Here is an 18,219-nt window from a genome sequence, read left to right as displayed (position 1 = left end):
CTGTCAGGACCCCGTGACCGGCACATTCGACGGCAGCACGGACTCGAACTCACCACGCATCTTGTCGCCGCCGCCGCTCTTCCATCGCTTGAGTGCCTCGTCGTACGCCGTCATCTTCTGCCGGCCGGTGACGATGTCGACGATCGTGTCCCGAAAGGCCGCGGTCAGCTTCGGGCCGACCTTGCTGGACGTGTCGGAGTACGTGCCCGCGGTCGGGTTGCGCATCGCGAACTCGAGCAGCTTCTGCTCGGTGGCGTAGATCTTCTTGGTGTCTTCAGGGAACGCCGGGTTGAAGATCACGCTCTCCGGTGACGTCATGATCTGCAGGGCACTGACCAGCCCGGGAGCCTGCTGCGTGCCGGCCTTCGTGAGCACCGGGTTCTTCCGGGCGTCCAGCTGGTACTGCTGGCCCAGGACGCCGAAGTTCTTCTGCAGGTACTCCTTGGTGCCGAACGGCGCGGACAGGTAGTCGACGAGCGCGAGCAGCTCGCGGATCCGGCCCTCGTCGGTCTTCTTGAACGGCGTGAACCCGACCGTGCCGTAACCCATGTCGTAGACCGGCTTGGCCTTCCCGTCGTGGCCGAACGGGATCAGCGTGTCGACGAAAAGCGTCGGGTCGAGGGCCCGGAAGTCGGCCGTCGCCCGCGGGCCGACCACGACCTGGGCGGCGATCTGGCCGTTCACGGTCTTCGGGGTGGCGTCGGCCAGGTTGAGGTCGGGGTAGAACACCTTGGCGGCCCAGAGCTTGGCGGCGTACTCGACCGCGGCCTTGTAGTTGTCGGTCTCGTACAGGTGGGTGAGCGAGCGGTCCTGGTTCACCCGCCAGCCGTTCGGGGCACCGAACCACTCGCCGAACATGTGCAGCATGTTGATGATGGCCGGCTCGAGCGCGTAGTCGGTGCCGTTGGTCAGTTCCTTGCACTTGGCAAAGAACTCGTCGGCACTGGTGCACTGCAACCCGCCGACCTTCTGCCAGGTCCGCGGGTTGCCCATCATCACCTGGCCGAACGGTGTCGACGGGATCGGGGCGCCCCAGATCTTCCCGTTCACCACCGCTGTCCGCCAGGACGCGGGCTTCAGCGCGGCCAGGTTCGGATACTCCAGTACGGCGTCGCCGGACAGGTACTTCGTCAGGTCCTGGAACTTGGCCTCCAGCATCGGGCCGATGTTCGGGATGCCCTGGTTCGGCGGCAGCCACATCAGATCCGGCAGCGAGTCGCTGGCCAGCAGGGTGGCGAACTTCTCCGGGTAGCCGGGATCGGTGCCGATGGTGAGCCGCAGCTCGGCACCGAGCGCCTGGTTCAGCGACTGCCACATCGGGTTGCTGCCCATCGGCGGCGGTGGCGTCGCGAACGTCTCGGTCAGCGCGCTCACCGCGTTCTTCAGCGGCGGTGCCTTCACACTCGAGATCGCGTCCGGCGGGAACTGCAGGAACCCCGGTTCCAGGCCCGACTCGGCGCCGGGCAGGTCGGGCCGGAGGCCCTCGAACGGCTTGTACGTCGGCAGAGTCAGCTCACTCGAGGCCTTCGCCCCACCGTTCGCCGTACCGCCGTCGCCGCAGGCCGCGAGCGTGGGCCCGGCGAGCGCCGCTCCGGTCACGGCACCGCCAACCTGCAGGAATCGCCGCCGACTGATCATAGTTGCTCCAAGTCATGAACAAGTGCTCACTACTGCACACTTAAACGTTAACCTGGACCGTAAACCCCGCCCTGCTCCGGATGCAAGACATCAGCACAAAATGAGCCGGCGGCCGGCCGATCTGAAACTTGCGAAGGGCAACAGACCCGGCCGGTTTACCGCGGCCTCAGGCGGGCGCCGACGACGACCTTCTCTGTCAGTCTGAAGCGGTAGTTCCGTTTCTTGCGTAGGGCATCGACATGGGCGTGCGGGTCGAGCCGAACCAGTTGCTCTCCCACACCTCTCGATCAACTGCTCTCGGGTGGCGTCGTACGGCGGCCGCCCCGGCCCGGGCCGCCGGACGAGCTGGTCAACGTTGTGGAAAGAGACCGGCAAGTCCCCGGGGCACTCGGTACGCTCGGGGCCAGATGGTTGCCGTCAACAGCCGGAGGATGAGTGCTCGAGATCAATGGCCTGACCTGGGCCGTCACCATCGCCCTGATCGTCGTACTGCTGGCTGTGGACCTGGTGATCGCGGCGGTCCGGCCGCACCGGGTCGGGTTCCGGGAGGCGGCCGCCTGGTCGATTTTCTACGTCCTGGTGGCGATCGCGTTCGGTGTCTGGTTCATGACCGCGCACGGCGGTGACTTCGGCGCCGAGTACTTCGCCGGCTACATCGTCGAGAAGAGCTTGTCGGTCGACAACCTGTTCGTGTTCGTCATCATCATGACCACGTTCGCCGTACCCGAGGAGCACCAGCACAAGGTGCTGACCTTCGGCATCGTGCTGGCGCTGGTGATGCGGGCGATCTTCATCGCGCTCGGGGCGACGCTGCTGTCGCTGTTCTCGTTCATGTTCCTGCTGTTCGGGCTGCTGCTGCTGTACACGGCGGTGCAGCTGTTCCGGCATCGCAACGAGGATCCCGACGTCGAGAACAACGTGATCGTGGAAACCGCGCGCCGGGTGCTGCCGGTGAGCGACGACTACGTCGGCGGCAAGCTCATCGCCCGGATCGACGGCCAGAAGGTCGTCACCCCGCTGTTCGTCGTCCTGGTCGCGATCGGCGGTGTCGACCTGCTGTTCGCCCTGGACTCGATCCCCGCGGTCTTCGGGGTCACCGAGGAGGCGTACATCGTGTTCGCCGCGAACGCCTTCGCGCTGCTCGGGTTGCGCGCCCTGTTCTTCCTGGTCAAGGGCCTACTGGACCGCCTGGTCTACCTGTCCGCCGGGCTGGCCGTCATCCTCGCCTTCATCGGCGTCAAGCTGATCCTGCACTGGGCCCACGTCAACATCGACGGGCGCATCCCCGAGGTCCCGACCGCGATCAGCCTCGGCGTCATCATCGCCATCCTGACCATCGTCGTCATCGCCAGCCTGATCAAGACCCGCCACGATCCCACCGCCAAAGCCCACGCCGGCTCCCTCCACGGCCACCGGGAAGATCCGGAGGATTGAGCGAGTACGCCCCCGGCCAAGGACTTGCCGGGGGCGTTCCGTCGATCAGCTGACCGTCACGATGCGGTACGGCGAGACTGCCTGCGCGTGGTCCGCGTCGCCCGGGAACCAGGCCCGGTAGGCGTAGCTGCCCCGGGCCGCCGGCCTGACGCCGAAGGCATACTTCCCCGAGGTGCTGAGCTTGGCCGAGGCGATCGACCTCCACGTCTTGTTCGAGTACAGCTGGAGGTACACCAGCTTCCCGCCGTGCGCGGGCGCGACGTACCCGGACAGCGCGGTCGTGCCGCCCAGCCGGATCGAGGTCGGCGACAGCACCGAGGAGATCGTCGGCGCGACGTTCACGGTGATGTCCGCCGTCCGGGTGCCCATCAGGTCCGCGTTGCCGGGGAACGTCAGCATGTACACAGAGGACACCGCCGGCTTGTGAGCCACCGACACTGTCCCGGTCGACGACGTCTTCAGCGCCGCCAGCAACTTGAACGTCGACACGTTCTTCGGCCGCACATAGACGTTGACCGGCAGACCGGCGTACGCCTTGTTGTCGATCCGCAGCGTGCTGCCCTTGATCGTGATCGACCCGCCGTAGTTGACCAACGTCGACGTCGTCGCAATTCCCGACTTCATCCCGAGCAGCCGGGTGACGGCCGCCGGACCGACCTTGCCGCTGCGGTCCTTGACCCAGGCCGCGAACGTGTACGTCGTCCCCTGCGCAAGCCCGGTCGCCTTCACCGCGGACGCCGTACCCGCGTACACCAGCGTCCCCGTCGTCAACGTCGGCGCCGTACTCCCGACGTTGCGCCGCACAATCACCTGATCGAGGTCCGGGGTCGCCGGAATCGTCCACGAGAGGTTCGCAGCCAGGTACGAACCCGTCGCGTCGAACGAACCGACCGGCTGCGGCGCCAGATCGACCGTGCTGAACACCGAACTGATCGGCGCCAGCGTGCGCCAGTCCTGCCGCACACCTGCGACGACGATCCTGTACGGCGTGGCCTCGAGCAGGGGCGTGGCTGGCGCGAGGGTCGCCTTGCGGGTCGCCGGATCGTAGGTCAGGCCGGCTCGTACGGCGGCACCGGTCCTGCCATTGAACAACCGAACCGTGCTCGCGGTGACGGTACTCGCCGTCACGTCCAGCGCGAAGGTCACCGTCGGCTGCACGGTGAGCGGCGCACCCGCGGACAAATCGGCCGGCAACACGTCGGAGACCGGATAGATCTGGGCGTCTGGGCCACCACCGGCGCCTTGCGCGAAGACAGTCAGCGTGTAGGGCCGCGTGTCCCGCGATCCGTTCGCGTTGCGGACCCTGATGTAGCTCTTGCTCGAGTTCGCTCCGACGTCGACGGCCGCGAAGAGCGGGATGGCCTTCGGCTCGCCGGTCGCCGGATCGATCTCCGTCGGGTACGGCTTCTCGCCGTGCTTCATCGGCTTCATGTCCGCGTCGTACACATCGATCACGGGACCGAAGTTCGCCGCGTACTGCCTGTCGTCGTACACCGGGCCTGTCGCCCACGCCTGGAAGCCCGTCGGCGTTCCCCAGTCGACGACGTACCAGTCGGACTCCCCCTCGGTGCTGATCACCGCCGGGATCTCGATCCCTTGCCCCCAGGCAGGAGCCGCCACCTTGGTCGCACGCGAGGGCTGGTCGTTGCCGTCCGGCGGGTTGACCGGGAAGTCGGTGGTCCACTTGCCGCCGAGGGCCGCGTACGCGTCGACGATGCCGGCCCCGTAGTACGGGTCGATGCCGCGCGGTCCGGCGTCACGGGAAAGCAGCTTCAGTCGCTGGGCGACCTGGGCCGGGGTGAACGTCGGCCACTTGTTCTTCACCAGGGCGGCCACGCCCGCCACGATCGGGGCCGAGCAGGAGGTGCCGGTGCAGTACCAATATGGCTCGTAGCCGGCTGGTGTCATCGACCGGACTCCGGTGCTGAGGATGTCCCAGCCCGGGGCGGCGAGGTCGACCCAGTCGCCGTACGAGCTGAAGCTGGTGAGCGCGCCGCCGGCGTTGGTGGCGCCGACCGCGATCACCTCGGCATACGACGCCGGGAACTGGACCACGTCGTTGCCGTCGTTGCCGGCCGCGGCGACGACGACCGCGCCCTTGGAGACCGCGTACTTGACCGCGTCGTGGAGGACTGGGTTGTCCTCGGGGCCACCGAGCGACATGTTGATCACCTTGGCGCCGTGGTCGGCCGCCCACCTGATGCCCTCGGCGATGTCCACGTCGTACCCGGCGCCGTCGGAGGCCAGGACCTTGACCGGCATGGCCTTCGCAGCCCAGCCGACACCGGCGACACCGATGGCGTTGTTGGCCGCTGCCGCGATGATGCCCAGCGTCATGGTGCCGTGGCCGTTGTCGTCGATCGGGCCGCGGTTCGGCGAGGTCGCGTTGTACCCGGGCACCAGGCGTCCGACCAGGTCCGGGTGTCCGGCGTCGACGCCGGTATCGAGGACCGCGACGATCTGGTTGCCGGTCGTCTTGGACAGGTCCCAGGCCTGCGGGACGCGGACCGTGTTCAGGGGCGCCTGCTGGTCTTCGACGTACCACTCGTCGTTCGGGACGGCCGAGATCCGGCGTTTGTAGTTCAGCGAGGCCAGCTCGACGGTCGGGTCGGCCTTGACCTTCTTGAGCAGGTCCGGCGCGGACACCGGGCCGGTGAGCCGCACGAAACTCGAGGTGACCGACTGCTCGGCGGTCGCGCCGAACTTCGACACCGCGGCCTTACGGGCCGAGGTGGTGGCCTTCTTCTTGAACTTCACCATCACCGCGTTCGGCTCGTACTCCGCTGTCGCGGTCTGGTGATGCGCGGTGAACTTCGGGCGGTAGGGACCGGGCTCGGCGGCGGAACCGGACGAACCGGTCACGGCAACCAAGCCGCCTGCCACCAGGGCCGCGGGCACGACCAGGCGCAGCAAACGGGCAGAACGGGACAACAAGGGGACCCCCAAGAGCCTCAGCTGGGCGGAGAACGGGCCGCAGAAAGCGGCCCGACGAGTAGATCGTTTGATCCACCCCAGTCGTTACACCCGCCGCTGAAGTGTCGCCGGCTAGCCGAGTTCGCGGAGGATCATCTCGACCAGGGCGTCGACGTCGGTGGGGACCATGGGTTCGCCGGTCATGCCCATGCGGTGCAGGAGCGTGCCGATGACGACGTCGATGAAGAAGAGCACCCGGTGCTCGGGTTCATCCAGGGCGTCCTGGAGCACGGTTCGGTAGGGGTCCTGCAACTGGGTGGACAGGATCTCGCGCAGGCCGGGATCCCCGATGGCATCGGTGAACACACCGGCGAAAGCGGCGGCGATGCCGGGCTCGCCGATCTTGGCCGCCGCGTACCGAATGGCCGTGGCCATGATCTCCGCCCGGCTGTCGCCTTCCTTCAGTGGCAGCGGGCCGAAAGCGTCGACCAGGCAGGCGGTGATCAGCGCACCCTTGGACGGCCAGCGCCGGTAGATCGTCGTCTTCGCGACGCCGGCCGCGGCGGCGATCCGGTCGACGGTCGCGCGGGTGTAGCCGAGCTCATGGACCGTGCTCAGCGTCGCCGCGAACACCTCGGCGTCGACGCTGGAGCGCGGGCGGCCGGGTGCTCTGGTCGGGGTGGTTCCTCTGGCCATGGTCACACTCTAACGAGTTATGCTACTTTCGGTATCGATACTTCTAGTAGCGAAAACCCCTGAGGAGCAGACGTGGGTGAGGCCACCGCTGTGCAGCAACCGCCGCTGGGCGTCCGGCTGCTGCACGCGCTGCGCAAGGAGCCGGACTTCTCGGCGATGTCGGACGAGGCGCTGGTCGCCTTCCGGGACGCGCAGCATCGCAAGCTGGCTTCCGGTTTGGCGCGGGTCATCACCGGCTTCCCGGACCGTGCGGCGACCATCGGCTGGCAACAGGTGGAGCTGCCCGACCGCGTCGTACCGGTCCGGGTGTGTCGGCCGTCGGTCTCGGGTCCCCTGCCTCTCGTGCTGCACGTCCATGGCGGCGGATTCATGGGTACGGCGGTGCAGTGCGACTGGGTGAACAGTCATTTGGCCGCACAGTTGCAAGTGGTCGTCGTGTCGGTCGAGCATCGCTTGGTCGACGCGAGAACCCCGATGTCGGCGGCTGTCGACGACGGCTGGGACGTACTGCGCCACGTGGTTCAGAACTTTTCGGACTGGGGAGTCGACCCTGCGAGGGTGGCCCTCGTCGGCGAGAGTGCCGGTGGGCTGATCGCCGCCCTGGCCGCGATCCGGGCCAGGGAGTCGGGCCGGCTGCTGCGGGCACAGGTCCTGGTCAATCCTTGCATCGACCTGACCTCGACGGCGCTGAACTACGACTCAATGACTGAACACGCCACCAGCCCGACCCTGACCGTGACGCGGATGGAGCTGTTCAGGCGGCTCGCCGTACCGGACGGAACGGATGCTCGGGCAGTGTCTCCGCTGTACGCCGACGACCTGAGCGGGCTGCCACCGGCGCTCGTCGTGGTGCCGGAACTCGACCCGGTCGCCGATCACGGACGCGCGTACGCCGCTCGCCTGCGTGAGGCGGGGACGCCCGTGCAACTACGGGAACACCCCGGAGCGGGACACGCGTTCCTCAGCATGCCGGGACTGGTGCCGCAGGCCAAAGCCGCCCGCGCGCAGATCACCGACTTCCTCCGCGGTCGGCTATGACCAGCTCTACTTCAGCACCGGCGCAATTGCTGCGCCCGTTCCTGGGCCGATTCGGCGCCGTGGTGATCCTGCAGGTCATCGGCGCTGTCGCCGGCCTGGCACCTTTCCTGGCAGTCGTCGAGCTGGGCCGGACGCTGTTGTCGTCCGGCGCCATCGATCACGATCATGGCTGGACCGTCGTGATCGTGGGCGCGGGCGGCCTTCTGGTCCGGTTGCTCTGCACCGGCGCATCCGCCGGCATCGGGCACCTGCTCGACGATCAGGTGCAACTGTCGTTCCGTCGCCAGCTGGCCGCGCGGCTGGGGCGCGTCCCGATCGGCTGGTTCTCCCAGCGTCGTACCGGCGAACTGGCCAAGGTGGTCGGCGACGACGTGAGCGCCGTACACCCGTTCATCGCCCACACGCCAGGCGAGCTCGTCGCCGCCTTCGTGGTGCCGCTGGTGTCGCTGGTCTACTTGTTCACCGTCGACTGGCGGCTCACGCTCATCACGCTGATCCCGGTGCTGCTGGCGGTGGCGCTCGTTCCGCTGATGATGCGGCCGGCCCGGCTACGCGAGCAGGAAGAGTTCGACGCGGCGATGGGGCGGATCGCCACCTCGGCCGTCGAGTTCGTCGAGGGGATCTCGGTGGTCAAGGCGTACGGCGGAGCCGGGCGCGCACACCACAGGTTCCGTACGGCGGTGGACGATTTCGTCCACACCTTCCTTCAATGGGTACGCGGCCTGTCCGGGATCGCCGCCGGGATGCAGCTGGCGCTGTCGCCGCCGTTCGTGCTGCTCGTCGTACTGATCGGTGGTGCGGTGCTGATCACCAGCGCCGGCATGCCGCCGTCCGACCTGGTGCCCTTCCTGTTGCTGGGCCTGGGCCTGACCGCTCCGGTGGCGGCGCTCGGCCACGGCTTCGACGAAATGCAGGCCGCGCGGCGTGCGGTCGGGCGGATCCGGGACGTGCTCCAGGTGCAGTCACTGCCGGAGCCGACGCACCCGATCGCACCGGACGGACATCGGGTGGAACTCCGCGACGTGCGCTTCGGATACGACACCTCTCACGAAGTGCTGCGTGGGGTCGACCTGGTGCTCGAGCCGGGGACCGTCACCGCACTCGTCGGGCCGTCGGGCAGTGGGAAGTCCACGCTGGTCCAGCTGTTGCCGCGGTTCTTCGACCCAACCCACGGATCGGTCGTCCTCGGCGGTGTCGATCTGCGTGAGCTCAGCAGCCGGGACCTGTACCGGATGGTGTCCTTCGTCTTCCAGGACGTCCGCCTGCTGCGCGCATCGATCGCCGACAACATCGCGCTCGCGGTACCGCGGGCCGGCCGCGACGAGGTGGTGCGCGCCGCCCAGCTCGCCAACATCCACGACCGAATCCTCGAGCTGCCGCGCGGCTACGACTCGGTGCTCGGTACGGACGCCGGGCTGTCGGGTGGCGAGGCACAGCGGATCTCGCTCGCTCGCGCCCTGCTTGCGGACACGCCCGTTCTGGTCCTCGACGAGGCGACCGCCTTCGCTGATCCGCAGACGGAACACGCCGTACGCCGGGCTCTTGCGACGCTTGGCGATCGAACCATCCTCGTGATCGCCCACCGACTGGAGACGGTCGCCGACGCCGACACCGTCGTACTGCTGGAGAACGGGTCGATCGTGGAGCGCGGCAAACCCGCCGAACTGCTGGCACAGAACGGGAAGTTCGCCGCGTTCTGGCGATCCCACTCACTCGGAGGTCTGCCCGGATGATTCGCCTGTTGCTGCGCGTGCTGGGACACGAGTATGCCCCGCCCATTCGTCGCACCGTGGCCTTGATGACAACCACCGCGATCATCGAGGGGTTGTCCTACGCTCTGGTGGTTCCGGTCCTGCGCGCGTTGTTCGGAAGTGATCCTGGTGACGCGCGGCCTTGGCTGATCGCGTTCGGTGCTGCGGTCGTGGTCTACGCGGTGCTGCGCTACTGCAGCGATCTGTCCGGGTTCCGCGCCGGTACGACGTTGTTGCGCGGCATGTACTACCGGCTCGGTGATCACCTGGCCCGGCTGCCTCTGGGCTGGTACGACGGCGGCCGTGTCGGGAAGGTGTCAGTACTGGCCAGCCGCGGGGTCTTGCAGGCAATGAGCGTGATCGCGCATCTGCTGTCACCGTTCATCTCCGCCGTGGTGACTCCGCTGACGATCGTCGCCGTGATGCTTGCCTTCGATTGGCGACTGGGGTTGGCGGCGTTGCTTGCCGTGCCGCTGGTGGCCGCGGTGCAGGCCTGGACGGGACGCTCGATGGCCGGCCACGACGCGGAGCGCGCCGAACGCGATCAGGAGGCCGCTGGGCGCGTGATCGAGTATCTCCAGGCCCAGCCGGTCCTGCGGGCGGGCGGCCGGACCGCCGAACGCTTCCGGTTGCTCGACGACTCACTACAGGCGGTCCAGCGCGCATCTCGCCGTACGACGCTGTCGGCGCTGCCGGGCGTGGTCGGCTCGGCGCTCGTGGTGCAGGCGACGTTCACCGTGTTAATTGCCCTGGGCACCTATCTTGCGCTCGGCGGGAAGATCTGCGCGGCCGAGTTGCTGACGATCCTGGTGCTGGCCGCCCGCTGCGCGGATCCGCTGCTGTCGCTGTCGGACATCGGCGGCAAGCTCCGCGGAGCGCGTGCGGAGTTGACCAGGCTCGACGCCCTCTTGGGAACCGAGCCGCTGCCGGAGCCTCGCGAACCTCTTCCGCCGGCCGGCCACGACCTGGAGTTCGATTCCGTCACCTTCCGGCACGGCGACCGTGTGGTCATCGACGACCTGTCGTTGTCCGTGCCTTCCGGTCAACGACTCGCCGTCGTCGGTCCGTCAGGCGCGGGGAAGACCACGCTGCTGCAGCTACTCGCACGCTTCTACGACGTGGACGCAGGTGCGGTGCGGATAGGCGGTGTGGACGTCCGCTCGATGAGCACCGAAGTGCTGATGTCCCAGATCGCCATCGTCTTCCAGCACGTCTATCTCTTCGACGGCACCATCGAAGAGAACATCCGCCTCGGCCGCCCCGAGGCGACAGACGCCGAAGTGCGGGCGGCAGCGGCCGCGGCGCGGTTGGACGAGGTCATCGATCGACTTCCCGGCGGCTGGGCAACCACCGTCGGTGAGGGCGGCACACTGCTGTCCGGCGGCGAGCGTCAACGCGTCTCGATCGCCCGAGCCCTGCTGAAAGACGCGCCCGTCGTCCTCCTGGACGAGGTCACCTCCGCCCTGGACCCGTTGAACGAAGCAGCTGTCCACGAGGCCCTCGACCACCTGACGAGGGGCCGAACCGTGGTGATGGTGGCCCATCGGCTCCGCACCATCCAGCACGCCGACCACGTCATCTTCCTCGACACCGGACGAATCGTCGAGCAAGGAAGGCACGACGATCTGCTTCATCGCGGCGGCCGCTACGCGGCGTTCTGGGACGTCGGTGGCGTTCGCTTACCTGACGTCACCCCGCGAGCCTCGCGGTGACACCTGATCCAGCGAGGCAAGCTCTGGCACTGCGGTGGGGTCGAGGGACCGGCCGGCGGCCACCGCTTCGTCGTACGCGTCTTCGCCGAGCGCGGTCTGTGCTGCCTCCTGCGCCGCGTCACGGAGGCGGTCGTCGGGCAGGTAGTACGCGTAGACATCGGCGCCGACCGTCTCCCGCAGGCCGGTCGCGGCCCCGAGCAGTGTCGCGACGCGGAGGTGGTTACCTTCCTGGGACTCGATGACCGCCAGGGTCTCGACGAAGTAGGCGAGATTGGCCAGATCCCGGGTCTCTTGGGACAGGACGATGCCTTCCTGGACGCGTTGGCGGGCGAGCTGGTAGTCGGCCAGGGCGAGCGCGGCCTGCGACAGGTTGTAGAAGGCAACGTACGTCGCCAGCCGGTCACCGCGGCCGCGGGCCAGGTGGAGCCCGCGTTCGATCTCGGGTACGGCGGCGGCCGGTTCACCGCGGAGCAGATGCACCGTGCCGAGCCAGACGTGGACGAGGGAAGCCATCCAGGACGAGCCGCGGTCGCGGAGGGCGAAGTCGAGGGCGACGCGAAAGCGGCTCTCGGCGGTGTCGAGGTCGCCGGCGGCGAGAGCGGCGAGCCCAGTGCCGGCGATGGCCTTGCTGCGAACCTCGGGATCGTCGAGATCCATGGCGGTGAGGTCCGCCTCGGCCCAGTACGACGCGGCGGCCGCTTGGTCGCCCGCGGCGTACGACATGGTGGCGGCGGCGAGGTTGACGCGGCTGCGCTCCCAGGGCGGAAGCTCGGCGCGGAGGCACTGTTCGGCGAGGCGGCGGCCGATCGTGAACTGGCCGCGCATCCACCAGTAGAGCCACAGGAACCAGGTGATGCGCGCGGCGGTGGGCGCGTCACCGGCGTCGAGGGAGCGTTCGACGGCGACGAGGAGGTTCGCCTCCTCTTCCTCGATCCGCTCGAGCCACTCGACCTGGTCCGCACGCTCGTACCCGGCGGCGGCCCGTTCGGCGAGGCCAGCGTAGAAGCGAGCGTGAGCGCGTCCGATGCGAGCAGTGCGGTCGCCGACGAGCAGGCTTCGGGCGTACTGCGCAACGGGTTCGAGCAGGTCGAGTCGGTCGCCGCGGACGCGAACGAGTGAGTGCTCGGCGAGCTCGTGCAGAATTCCGAGGACGTCGCGAGTGGGGATCTCATCGCCGTTCTCCGCCACCGACTCGACGGCCTCCAGCGTGGCACCGCCGCGGAACGCTCCGAGCAGCGTGAAGAGGCGCTGCTGGTCGGGATCGAGCAGGCTGTAGCTCCAGTCGAGGGTGGCCCGCATGGTCCGCTGCCGTTCCGGCAGATCCCGGGCTCCGGACGTCCGGCCGGCGGACTCGAGCCGACCGAGGAGCGCTCTGGGCGAGAGCAGCCGCAGCTGTGCGATGGCGAGTTCGATGGCCAGCGGCAGTCCCGCGAGACGGTGACAGAGCTCGGCGTACGCCGGTACGTCGTCGACGGACGGTCGTGCTCCGACCGCCAGTGCCCGATCCAGCGCGAGGGCACCGGCCGGGTGGGCGCGGACCTCGTCCACGGTTGCGGAGTCGCGCGCCGGCAGATCCAGCGGCTCGACGACGTACTCGCGTTCGCCCCTGACCCGCAGTGGTGAGCGGCTCGAGACGAGCACAGTGAGGCCCGGACACAACGCAGTGAGTTGCCCGACCTGGGCTGCGGCGCTGAGCAGGTGTTCGAAGTTGTCGAGCACCAGCAGCAGGCGCGAGTCCCGCAGGTGCGCGGCGACCAGGTCGAAGGCGCCCGGGTCGTCGATGCCCGCAAGACCCAGCCCACGCCCGACCGTGGCCATCAGTGCGGACGCGTTGGCAAGCGGCGCGAGCGAGATCTGTACGACGCCGTCCGGGAAGTCGCCGGCCAGAACATCGGACACCGCGGCGGTCAGCCGGGTCTTGCCGACTCCGCCGGGTCCGGTCAGCGTGACCAGGCGGGCTCCGGAACGGATGAGGTCGGTCACCGAGGCGATGTCGTCGTCGCGTCCGAACAAGGGCGTCGGCGGGATCACCAGGCCCGTCGCCCTGGTCACTGGTTCGGCGGACGGCTTGCGGCGGGGAACCGCGGCGATGAGTGCTGCGCGCTCGCTCTCGGTGGCTCCGAGAGCATCGCAGAGTGACCGGACCGTGTGCGGATACGGGCGCGTCCGGGCGCCGCGCTCCAGCGAGCTGATGGCGTGCGAGGTCACCTCGGCGCGTTCGGCGAGCTCCTGCTGGGTCAGTCCGGCTCGTTCGCGGAGTGAGCGCAGCAGCATGCCGAAGTGCGCAGCATCCTTGGCCTCGTCCCCGGGCATGCGGCTCAGCATAGGTGTCCCACGCTGGGTATGGGCCGTCAACTGTGCGAGCAGTGTGCGAGTGCTGCCCGTGGTCTGTGGCGCGCGCGACCACGAGGCTTGCTGCCATGACAACAACCGATTGGCTCCCGGAGGGGTGGAGCCATCCGCAGCGGGTGCCCCTGACAACGGGACACCACCTGCGCCCGATCCGGGCAACTGACGTCGACCTCGACATGCAGGCGGTGATGGGGTCACAGGAGCGGCTCTGGTCGCTGTACGGGGAGGCCTGGGGGTGGCCTCCCGCGACGATGACCGCCGAGCAGGACCGCGAGGACCTGGCCCGGCACGAGGCGGAGATGGAACGGCACGAGTCGTTCAACTACGCGCTCTTCGACAACGGCGAGACCGAGCTGCTCGGGTGCGTCTACATCGACCCGCCGATCCACGACGGGACCGACGCGGAGATCTCCTGGTGGGTCGTCGACTGGCTGGTGGGCGGGCCGATCGAAGCGGCCCTGGACGAGCTCGTACCGCGCTGGATCGCGTCGGACTGGCCGCTCGCCGATCCGCACTACACGCACCGATCGAAACAGGGGGACTCAGCATGACCAGCACGATCGTCACGACCGGCGGCAGCCACGCCGCCACGATCCGTCCTTCGCAGGGGAAGGGATGGGTCGTTGCCGGCATCGGCGCGGGCGTGGCGGGAATCGCCACCATCGTGGGCTCGAGCCTCGCGAACGCGGTGTACGACGAGAAGCTGGCCGGAAACGCCGCCGGCATCATCGACAAGCTCGCCACCCAGACCGTGCCGATCCTCGTCATGCACACCGCCGCGATGCTCTCCGCCGTACTGCTGCTCGTGTTCGCCGCCGGTCTCCGCCGCCGACTCGTCAGCGTCACGCCGGAAGGAAGCCTGCTCCCGCAGGTGGCGGCCTCAGGCCTGATGCTGGTGTCGGTGGCGCTGCTGATGGGCTCGGCGCTGACGACTGAGTTCGTCTTCGGCGTCCAGGATCCGGACCTTCTCGTGCCGGAGACCGCGGTGTTCTTCGGGCACTGGATCGGCACCGTGCCCTGGCTGTGGGTGGGCGCGGGCGTCGCCGCGCTCGCACTCGGCATCGCCGGCCGGAAGTTCAAGGCAGTTGCCCCGTGGCTCGCCTGGGTCAGCCTCGTACTCGGTGGCCTCACCGTCGTCCTCGGCATCAGCCCGGTGCAGTACATGGCCGGCATGACCGGCCCGCTGTGGCTCACCATCGCGGCCATCGCTCTGCTCAAGCAGGACTGAAACACCCGCGCGCGCCCCGACTGGTTCAGGTCGGGGCGCGCCGTCGTTTCAGCGGTTGGTCACCTCGAAGGCGACGACGGCAGCGGCTATGGCCACGTTGAGGGATTCGACTCCGGCGTTGAGGGGGATCTGGAGGTCGGAGTCGGTGGGGACGGTGAGGCCGTTCGTTTCGCCGCCGAGGACGTAGACGGCGCGGGGAGCCAGGTCGGCCTTGAAGAGCGACTCGTGGGAGCGGGCTGACAAGCCGTAGATGTGGTAGCCCGCCGTGCGGAGCAGGTCGACCGCCGCGCGAGCGGTGGACGTGTTCACGATCGGAGCCTGGAAGGCGACGCCGGCGGAGGCCTTGATCACCAGCGGGCCGACGTGCGGGGTGCCGGCGCGGGGCAGGATCACGCCGTCGAACCCGGCGCCGGTCGCGGTCCGCAGGATCATCCCGACGTTGCCCGGGTTCGTCACTCCGTCGAGCAGGAACACGTTCGTCGGCCGCTTGCCGCGTTCCCGGACGAACTCCTCCAGCGGCGTCATCCGAGGCGCGTCGACGTCCGCGACCACCCCCTGGTCGTGCTTGCCGTTGCCGGCCAGCCACTTCACCCGGTTGGCGGTCGCCCGCTCCACGGGTACGTCGTACTTGGACGCCGCCCGGAGGATCTCGTGCAACGACTGCCCGGTCGCGTTGTCGGCCACGACCACCTTCGCCACCGACAACGCCGGGTCATGAAGCGCCTCGAGGACCGGTTTACGCCCGTAAATCGTGATCCACTTGTCCCGCGGCGACCTCTTCGATTCCACCTGCCTACGGTACGCCGGACAACTTCACGTCCTGGCAACAGTCGGGCAATGTACGTCGGTCACCCTCGGCAGCATGGAACAGTTGCGTACGGCGCTCGTCGGTGGGACCGCCTGTGAGGTGTGTGGGCGACTCCCGCATCCACGGCGGCTGCGGCTGACCGTGGCCAAACTGCTGGCGATCCTGCCGGTGGAGTTTGTACTGCACGCGCTCGTGCTGGCGTGGCATCCGCCGTACTTGGTGTCCGTCACGCTGCTGGTGTTCGCCACCACCGCCTTGGTGATCTGGGTGGTCGAGCCGTCGACGATGCGCCTGCTGCGGTCGTGGCTGCATGCGCCACGAACCCGGCCGGCGTCCGGGATCGACGCGCTGTGGCGGATCCGCGTCACCGTCGCGGACCGCGCCGGCGCGCTGGAACGGCTGACACATGAACTGGCCGAGCTGGACGCGAACATCCTCGGGCTGCACGTCCATCCGGTCCACGACGGCGTACGCGACGAGCTTGTCGTGTCGACCCCGGACACGACAAGCCCGCGAGCGTTGCTGGCGGCAATCGAGGCGGCCGGAGGACGGGACGCGCACGTGTGGCCGACGACCACCCTCGCATTGGTCGACGGCCAGACGAAGGCGTTGAGCCTGTCCGCGCGGGTGGTCGGTGACCCGAGTGAACTCCCGCACGCGGTCGCCGAGCTGCTCGGCGCCCAGCTCGTCACCGACCGCGTCGCTCTGGCGGGTCCGCTGCCGGCCGACGGGACCGTCCTCAAGATCCCGTCGCCATGGACCGGCCTGTTCGCCTTCACCCGGCCGGGCGAACCCTTCACGCCCGCCGAATCCGCTCGAGCCCACCGGCTCGCCCAGCTCGCGGAGCTGACACTGGTCAACCGGCGGGGTTAGTCGCCTTGCCGTCGAGCCAGAGGACGTTCGACGGGTCGCGGTGCGTGCCCTTGCTGCCGACGTGCTTGTCGCTGATGACCGGTCCGTTCTTGATCACGTGGACCAGAGCCATCGCGTGACCGCGGCCGAGGTCGTAGTCGGCCTTGAGCCAGTCACAGATCACGCCGGCCTTCACGTCCGGGGCGTCGTACCCAAGCTTCTTCGCCTGCTCGACCAGCGCCCGCGGGGTCTGGCCGGTCTTCTCCTCGATCTTGTCCAAGTACGCCTGGAACGACATCTGGTGCCTCCTTCAAGAGTGTGTCTGCACCAGTGCGTCGATCGGCCGGCCCCGAAATCGACACCCCTCACTCATCAGTTTGCAGACCGTACTTGCGCAGCGCGGCGGACAGCCGGCCCTCGTTCTGGGAGTCCACGAGGTCGGTGGACAGGTCACGCAGCTTCACGTTGCTGTCCTGGGAAGCTCGCTTGAGTACGTCGAACGCCACGCTGCTCGTGATCCCATAGCGATGCATGAGCACGCCCTGCGCCTGGCCGATCACGGTCCGGGTGATGAGTGCCGTACGCAACTGATCGATCAGACTCCGGCTGTCGTTGAACAGTTGCACGTTGTCGAACGCGACTCCCGCGTGCAGCGCGAACAACAGGACGATGTCGTACGACGTACTCCCGAACGCGTCGACCTTGGCCGAGAAGAGGCTGAACGCGGCCGCGGAACCGGCCACCGCGGGTAACGGAAGCAGCAGGCTGCTCCGGTAACCGGCATTGATCGCCGCCGCGGCGAACGCCGGCCAGCGGTGGTCCGCGGCGAGATCGGCGATCCGGTGCGGCTCGCCGTACGTGAGTACGTCGTACAGCGCGCCGTCCCGGTCGATCAGCTTCTGGGCCAGCGTGGACCGGACGGGCTCGGCGAGCGGGTCCGCGGTCTTGTGGTACCGGGCGACGATCTCCGGCGCATCGCCGGCGAGCACGGTGATCGACGCCTCCTCGCAGTCCGGCACGGTCCGCACCACCCGGCTGACGAACCGGCCCAGCGTGGTCGCGACATCGTCGTCCTCGACCAGCCGGCTGACCTCGGCCAGCTCCTGCGCCAGTTCCAGAATCCCCTCGCCCATGGCTCCATCATGCGCCCTCGTTCTGGGTTCCGGGACCCAAACGACGCTAGTCTCGTTGCATGGAGGAACATCGCCTGACCGCCAAGGGCCAGGCGACCCGCGAGCGGATCCTGGCCGTCGCGGCCGAACTGATCCTGCGGCAGGGTGTCGCTCACACGGGTCTCGACGACGTACGCCGGGCCGCGGGGGTGAGCGGTTCCCAGCTGACGCATTACTTCCGGGACAAGCAGACGCTGATCGACGACGTGATCGCCTGGCAGGCGGACACGACACTGGAACGCGAGCCGGCGCTCGACTCGATCGACGCCTGGCGTCGGTGGGCCGACCAAGTCGTCGCGCGGCAGAAGGCGCGGAAGTTCCAGGGCGGCTGCGACTTCGGCTCACTCGCCGGTCAGCTCGCCGAAGCGAGCCCGGAAACGCGCGCGCTCCTCGCCGACGGCTACGACCGCTGGCTCGAGCGGTTCCGGCGCGAACTCCACACCATGCGCGACCAGGGTCGGCTCCGTCCGGACGCCGACCCCGACTCCCTCGCCAACACGCTGCTCGCCGCGATGCAAGGCGGCGTACTCCTGTCCCAGACCCTCCGCCGCGCCGGCCCCCTCCGCGACTCCCTGGACGCGGCCCTCGCCCGCTTGGAGTCTTTCGCGCCGTAGCGGGTACCGGC

15 protein-coding genes are annotated in these 18,219 nt (G+C 68.6%); 8 read left to right on the top strand and 7 right to left on the bottom strand.

The features are described 5' to 3' along the window. Positions 1-3 precede the first annotated feature (3 nt). The gene (locus AB0F43_RS12480; protein ID WP_360474288.1) at positions 4-1,638 is read right to left on the bottom strand and encodes a substrate-binding domain-containing protein; all 1,635 of its coding nucleotides are present in this window, start codon (positions 1,636-1,638) and stop codon (positions 4-6) included. Positions 1,639-2,073: 435 nt separating this feature from the next. On the opposite strand from AB0F43_RS12480, the gene AB0F43_RS12475 reads away from it, so the two are divergent. Then, positions 2,074-3,072, top strand: a complete 999-nt coding sequence (locus tag AB0F43_RS12475) for a TerC/Alx family metal homeostasis membrane protein (protein WP_360474286.1) — start codon at positions 2,074-2,076, stop codon at positions 3,070-3,072. A 45-nt stretch (positions 3,073-3,117) separates the two neighbouring features. On the opposite strand, the gene AB0F43_RS12470 is transcribed toward AB0F43_RS12475, so the two are convergent. Further along, on the bottom strand, positions 3,118-6,003 hold the full coding sequence (locus tag AB0F43_RS12470; RefSeq protein WP_360474284.1) for a S8 family serine peptidase: 2,886 nt from the start codon (positions 6,001-6,003) through the stop codon (positions 3,118-3,120). 114 nt (positions 6,004-6,117) lie between these two features. Further along, entirely contained in the window at positions 6,118-6,681 is a 564-nt protein-coding gene (locus AB0F43_RS12465) for a TetR/AcrR family transcriptional regulator (protein ID WP_360474282.1), read from the bottom strand. Between the two features lie 72 nt (positions 6,682-6,753). On the opposite strand from AB0F43_RS12465, the gene AB0F43_RS12460 reads away from it, so the two are divergent. The 3 genes from AB0F43_RS12460 (at position 6,754) to AB0F43_RS12450 (ending at position 11,182) form a co-directional block, all read left to right on the top strand. Then, complete coding sequence (locus AB0F43_RS12460; RefSeq protein ID WP_360474280.1) at positions 6,754-7,719, top strand: alpha/beta hydrolase; 966 nt, start codon at positions 6,754-6,756, stop codon at positions 7,717-7,719. Next, on the top strand, positions 7,716-9,452 hold the full coding sequence (locus AB0F43_RS12455; protein WP_360474278.1) for an ABC transporter ATP-binding protein: 1,737 nt from the start codon (positions 7,716-7,718) through the stop codon (positions 9,450-9,452). Before AB0F43_RS12460 ends, AB0F43_RS12455 begins: the two co-directional genes overlap by 4 nt. A gap of 65 nt (positions 9,453-9,517) precedes the next feature. Next, a complete protein-coding gene (locus AB0F43_RS12450) occupies positions 9,518-11,182 on the top strand; it encodes an ABC transporter ATP-binding protein (RefSeq protein WP_360474276.1) in 1,665 nt (554 codons plus the stop codon). On the opposite strand, the gene AB0F43_RS12445 is transcribed toward AB0F43_RS12450, so the two are convergent. Beyond that, on the bottom strand, positions 11,150-13,495 hold the full coding sequence (locus AB0F43_RS12445; RefSeq protein ID WP_360474274.1) for a helix-turn-helix domain-containing protein: 2,346 nt from the start codon (positions 13,493-13,495) through the stop codon (positions 11,150-11,152). The two genes, AB0F43_RS12450 and AB0F43_RS12445, sit on opposite strands and share 33 nt — an antisense overlap. Before the next feature lie 107 nt (positions 13,496-13,602). Here AB0F43_RS12445 and AB0F43_RS12440 point away from each other — a divergent pair, with 107 nt between their 5' ends. Further along, positions 13,603-14,085 carry a GNAT family N-acetyltransferase gene (locus AB0F43_RS12440; protein ID WP_360474272.1) on the top strand — a complete coding sequence of 161 codons (483 nt, stop codon included), beginning with the start codon at positions 13,603-13,605 and terminating at the stop codon, positions 14,083-14,085. After that, the gene (locus AB0F43_RS12435) at positions 14,082-14,762 is read left to right on the top strand and encodes a hypothetical protein (protein WP_360474270.1); all 681 of its coding nucleotides are present in this window, start codon (positions 14,082-14,084) and stop codon (positions 14,760-14,762) included. The genes AB0F43_RS12440 and AB0F43_RS12435 overlap by 4 nt, the downstream gene beginning before the upstream one ends. 48 nt (positions 14,763-14,810) lie before the next feature. Here the strand turns inward: AB0F43_RS12435 and AB0F43_RS12430 are convergent, their stop codons facing one another. Continuing rightward, positions 14,811-15,551: an RNA methyltransferase gene (locus AB0F43_RS12430; RefSeq protein WP_360474268.1), complete on the bottom strand. Its 741-nt coding sequence runs from the start codon at positions 15,549-15,551 to the stop codon at positions 14,811-14,813. Positions 15,552-15,624: 73 nt separating this feature from the next. Here AB0F43_RS12430 and AB0F43_RS12425 point away from each other — a divergent pair, with 73 nt between their 5' ends. Further along, positions 15,625-16,443 (top strand): ACT domain-containing protein, encoded by an 819-nt coding sequence (locus AB0F43_RS12425; protein ID WP_360474266.1) that lies wholly within the window; start codon positions 15,625-15,627, stop codon positions 16,441-16,443. Here AB0F43_RS12425 and AB0F43_RS12420 read toward each other — a convergent pair. Continuing rightward, positions 16,427-16,720, bottom strand: coding sequence for a DUF4287 domain-containing protein (locus AB0F43_RS12420; protein WP_360474264.1), 294 nt, complete (start codon positions 16,718-16,720; stop codon positions 16,427-16,429). The genes AB0F43_RS12425 and AB0F43_RS12420 overlap by 17 nt on opposite strands. 67 nt (positions 16,721-16,787) lie before the next feature. Continuing rightward, complete coding sequence (locus tag AB0F43_RS12415; protein WP_360474262.1) at positions 16,788-17,555, bottom strand: ANTAR domain-containing protein; 768 nt, start codon at positions 17,553-17,555, stop codon at positions 16,788-16,790. 59 nt (positions 17,556-17,614) lie between these two features. Between AB0F43_RS12415 and AB0F43_RS12410 the strand changes: the two genes are divergently transcribed. After that, complete coding sequence (locus AB0F43_RS12410) at positions 17,615-18,208, top strand: TetR/AcrR family transcriptional regulator (protein WP_360474260.1); 594 nt, start codon at positions 17,615-17,617, stop codon at positions 18,206-18,208. Positions 18,209-18,219 lie beyond the last annotated feature (11 nt).

The sequence above is a fragment of the Kribbella sp. NPDC023972 genome (assembly GCF_040639075.1).
Classification (GTDB): domain Bacteria; phylum Actinomycetota; class Actinomycetes; order Propionibacteriales; family Kribbellaceae; genus Kribbella.
The sequence above is the reverse complement of the archived record's forward strand: the minus strand, read 5'-3'. Positions and strand labels throughout refer to the sequence as shown.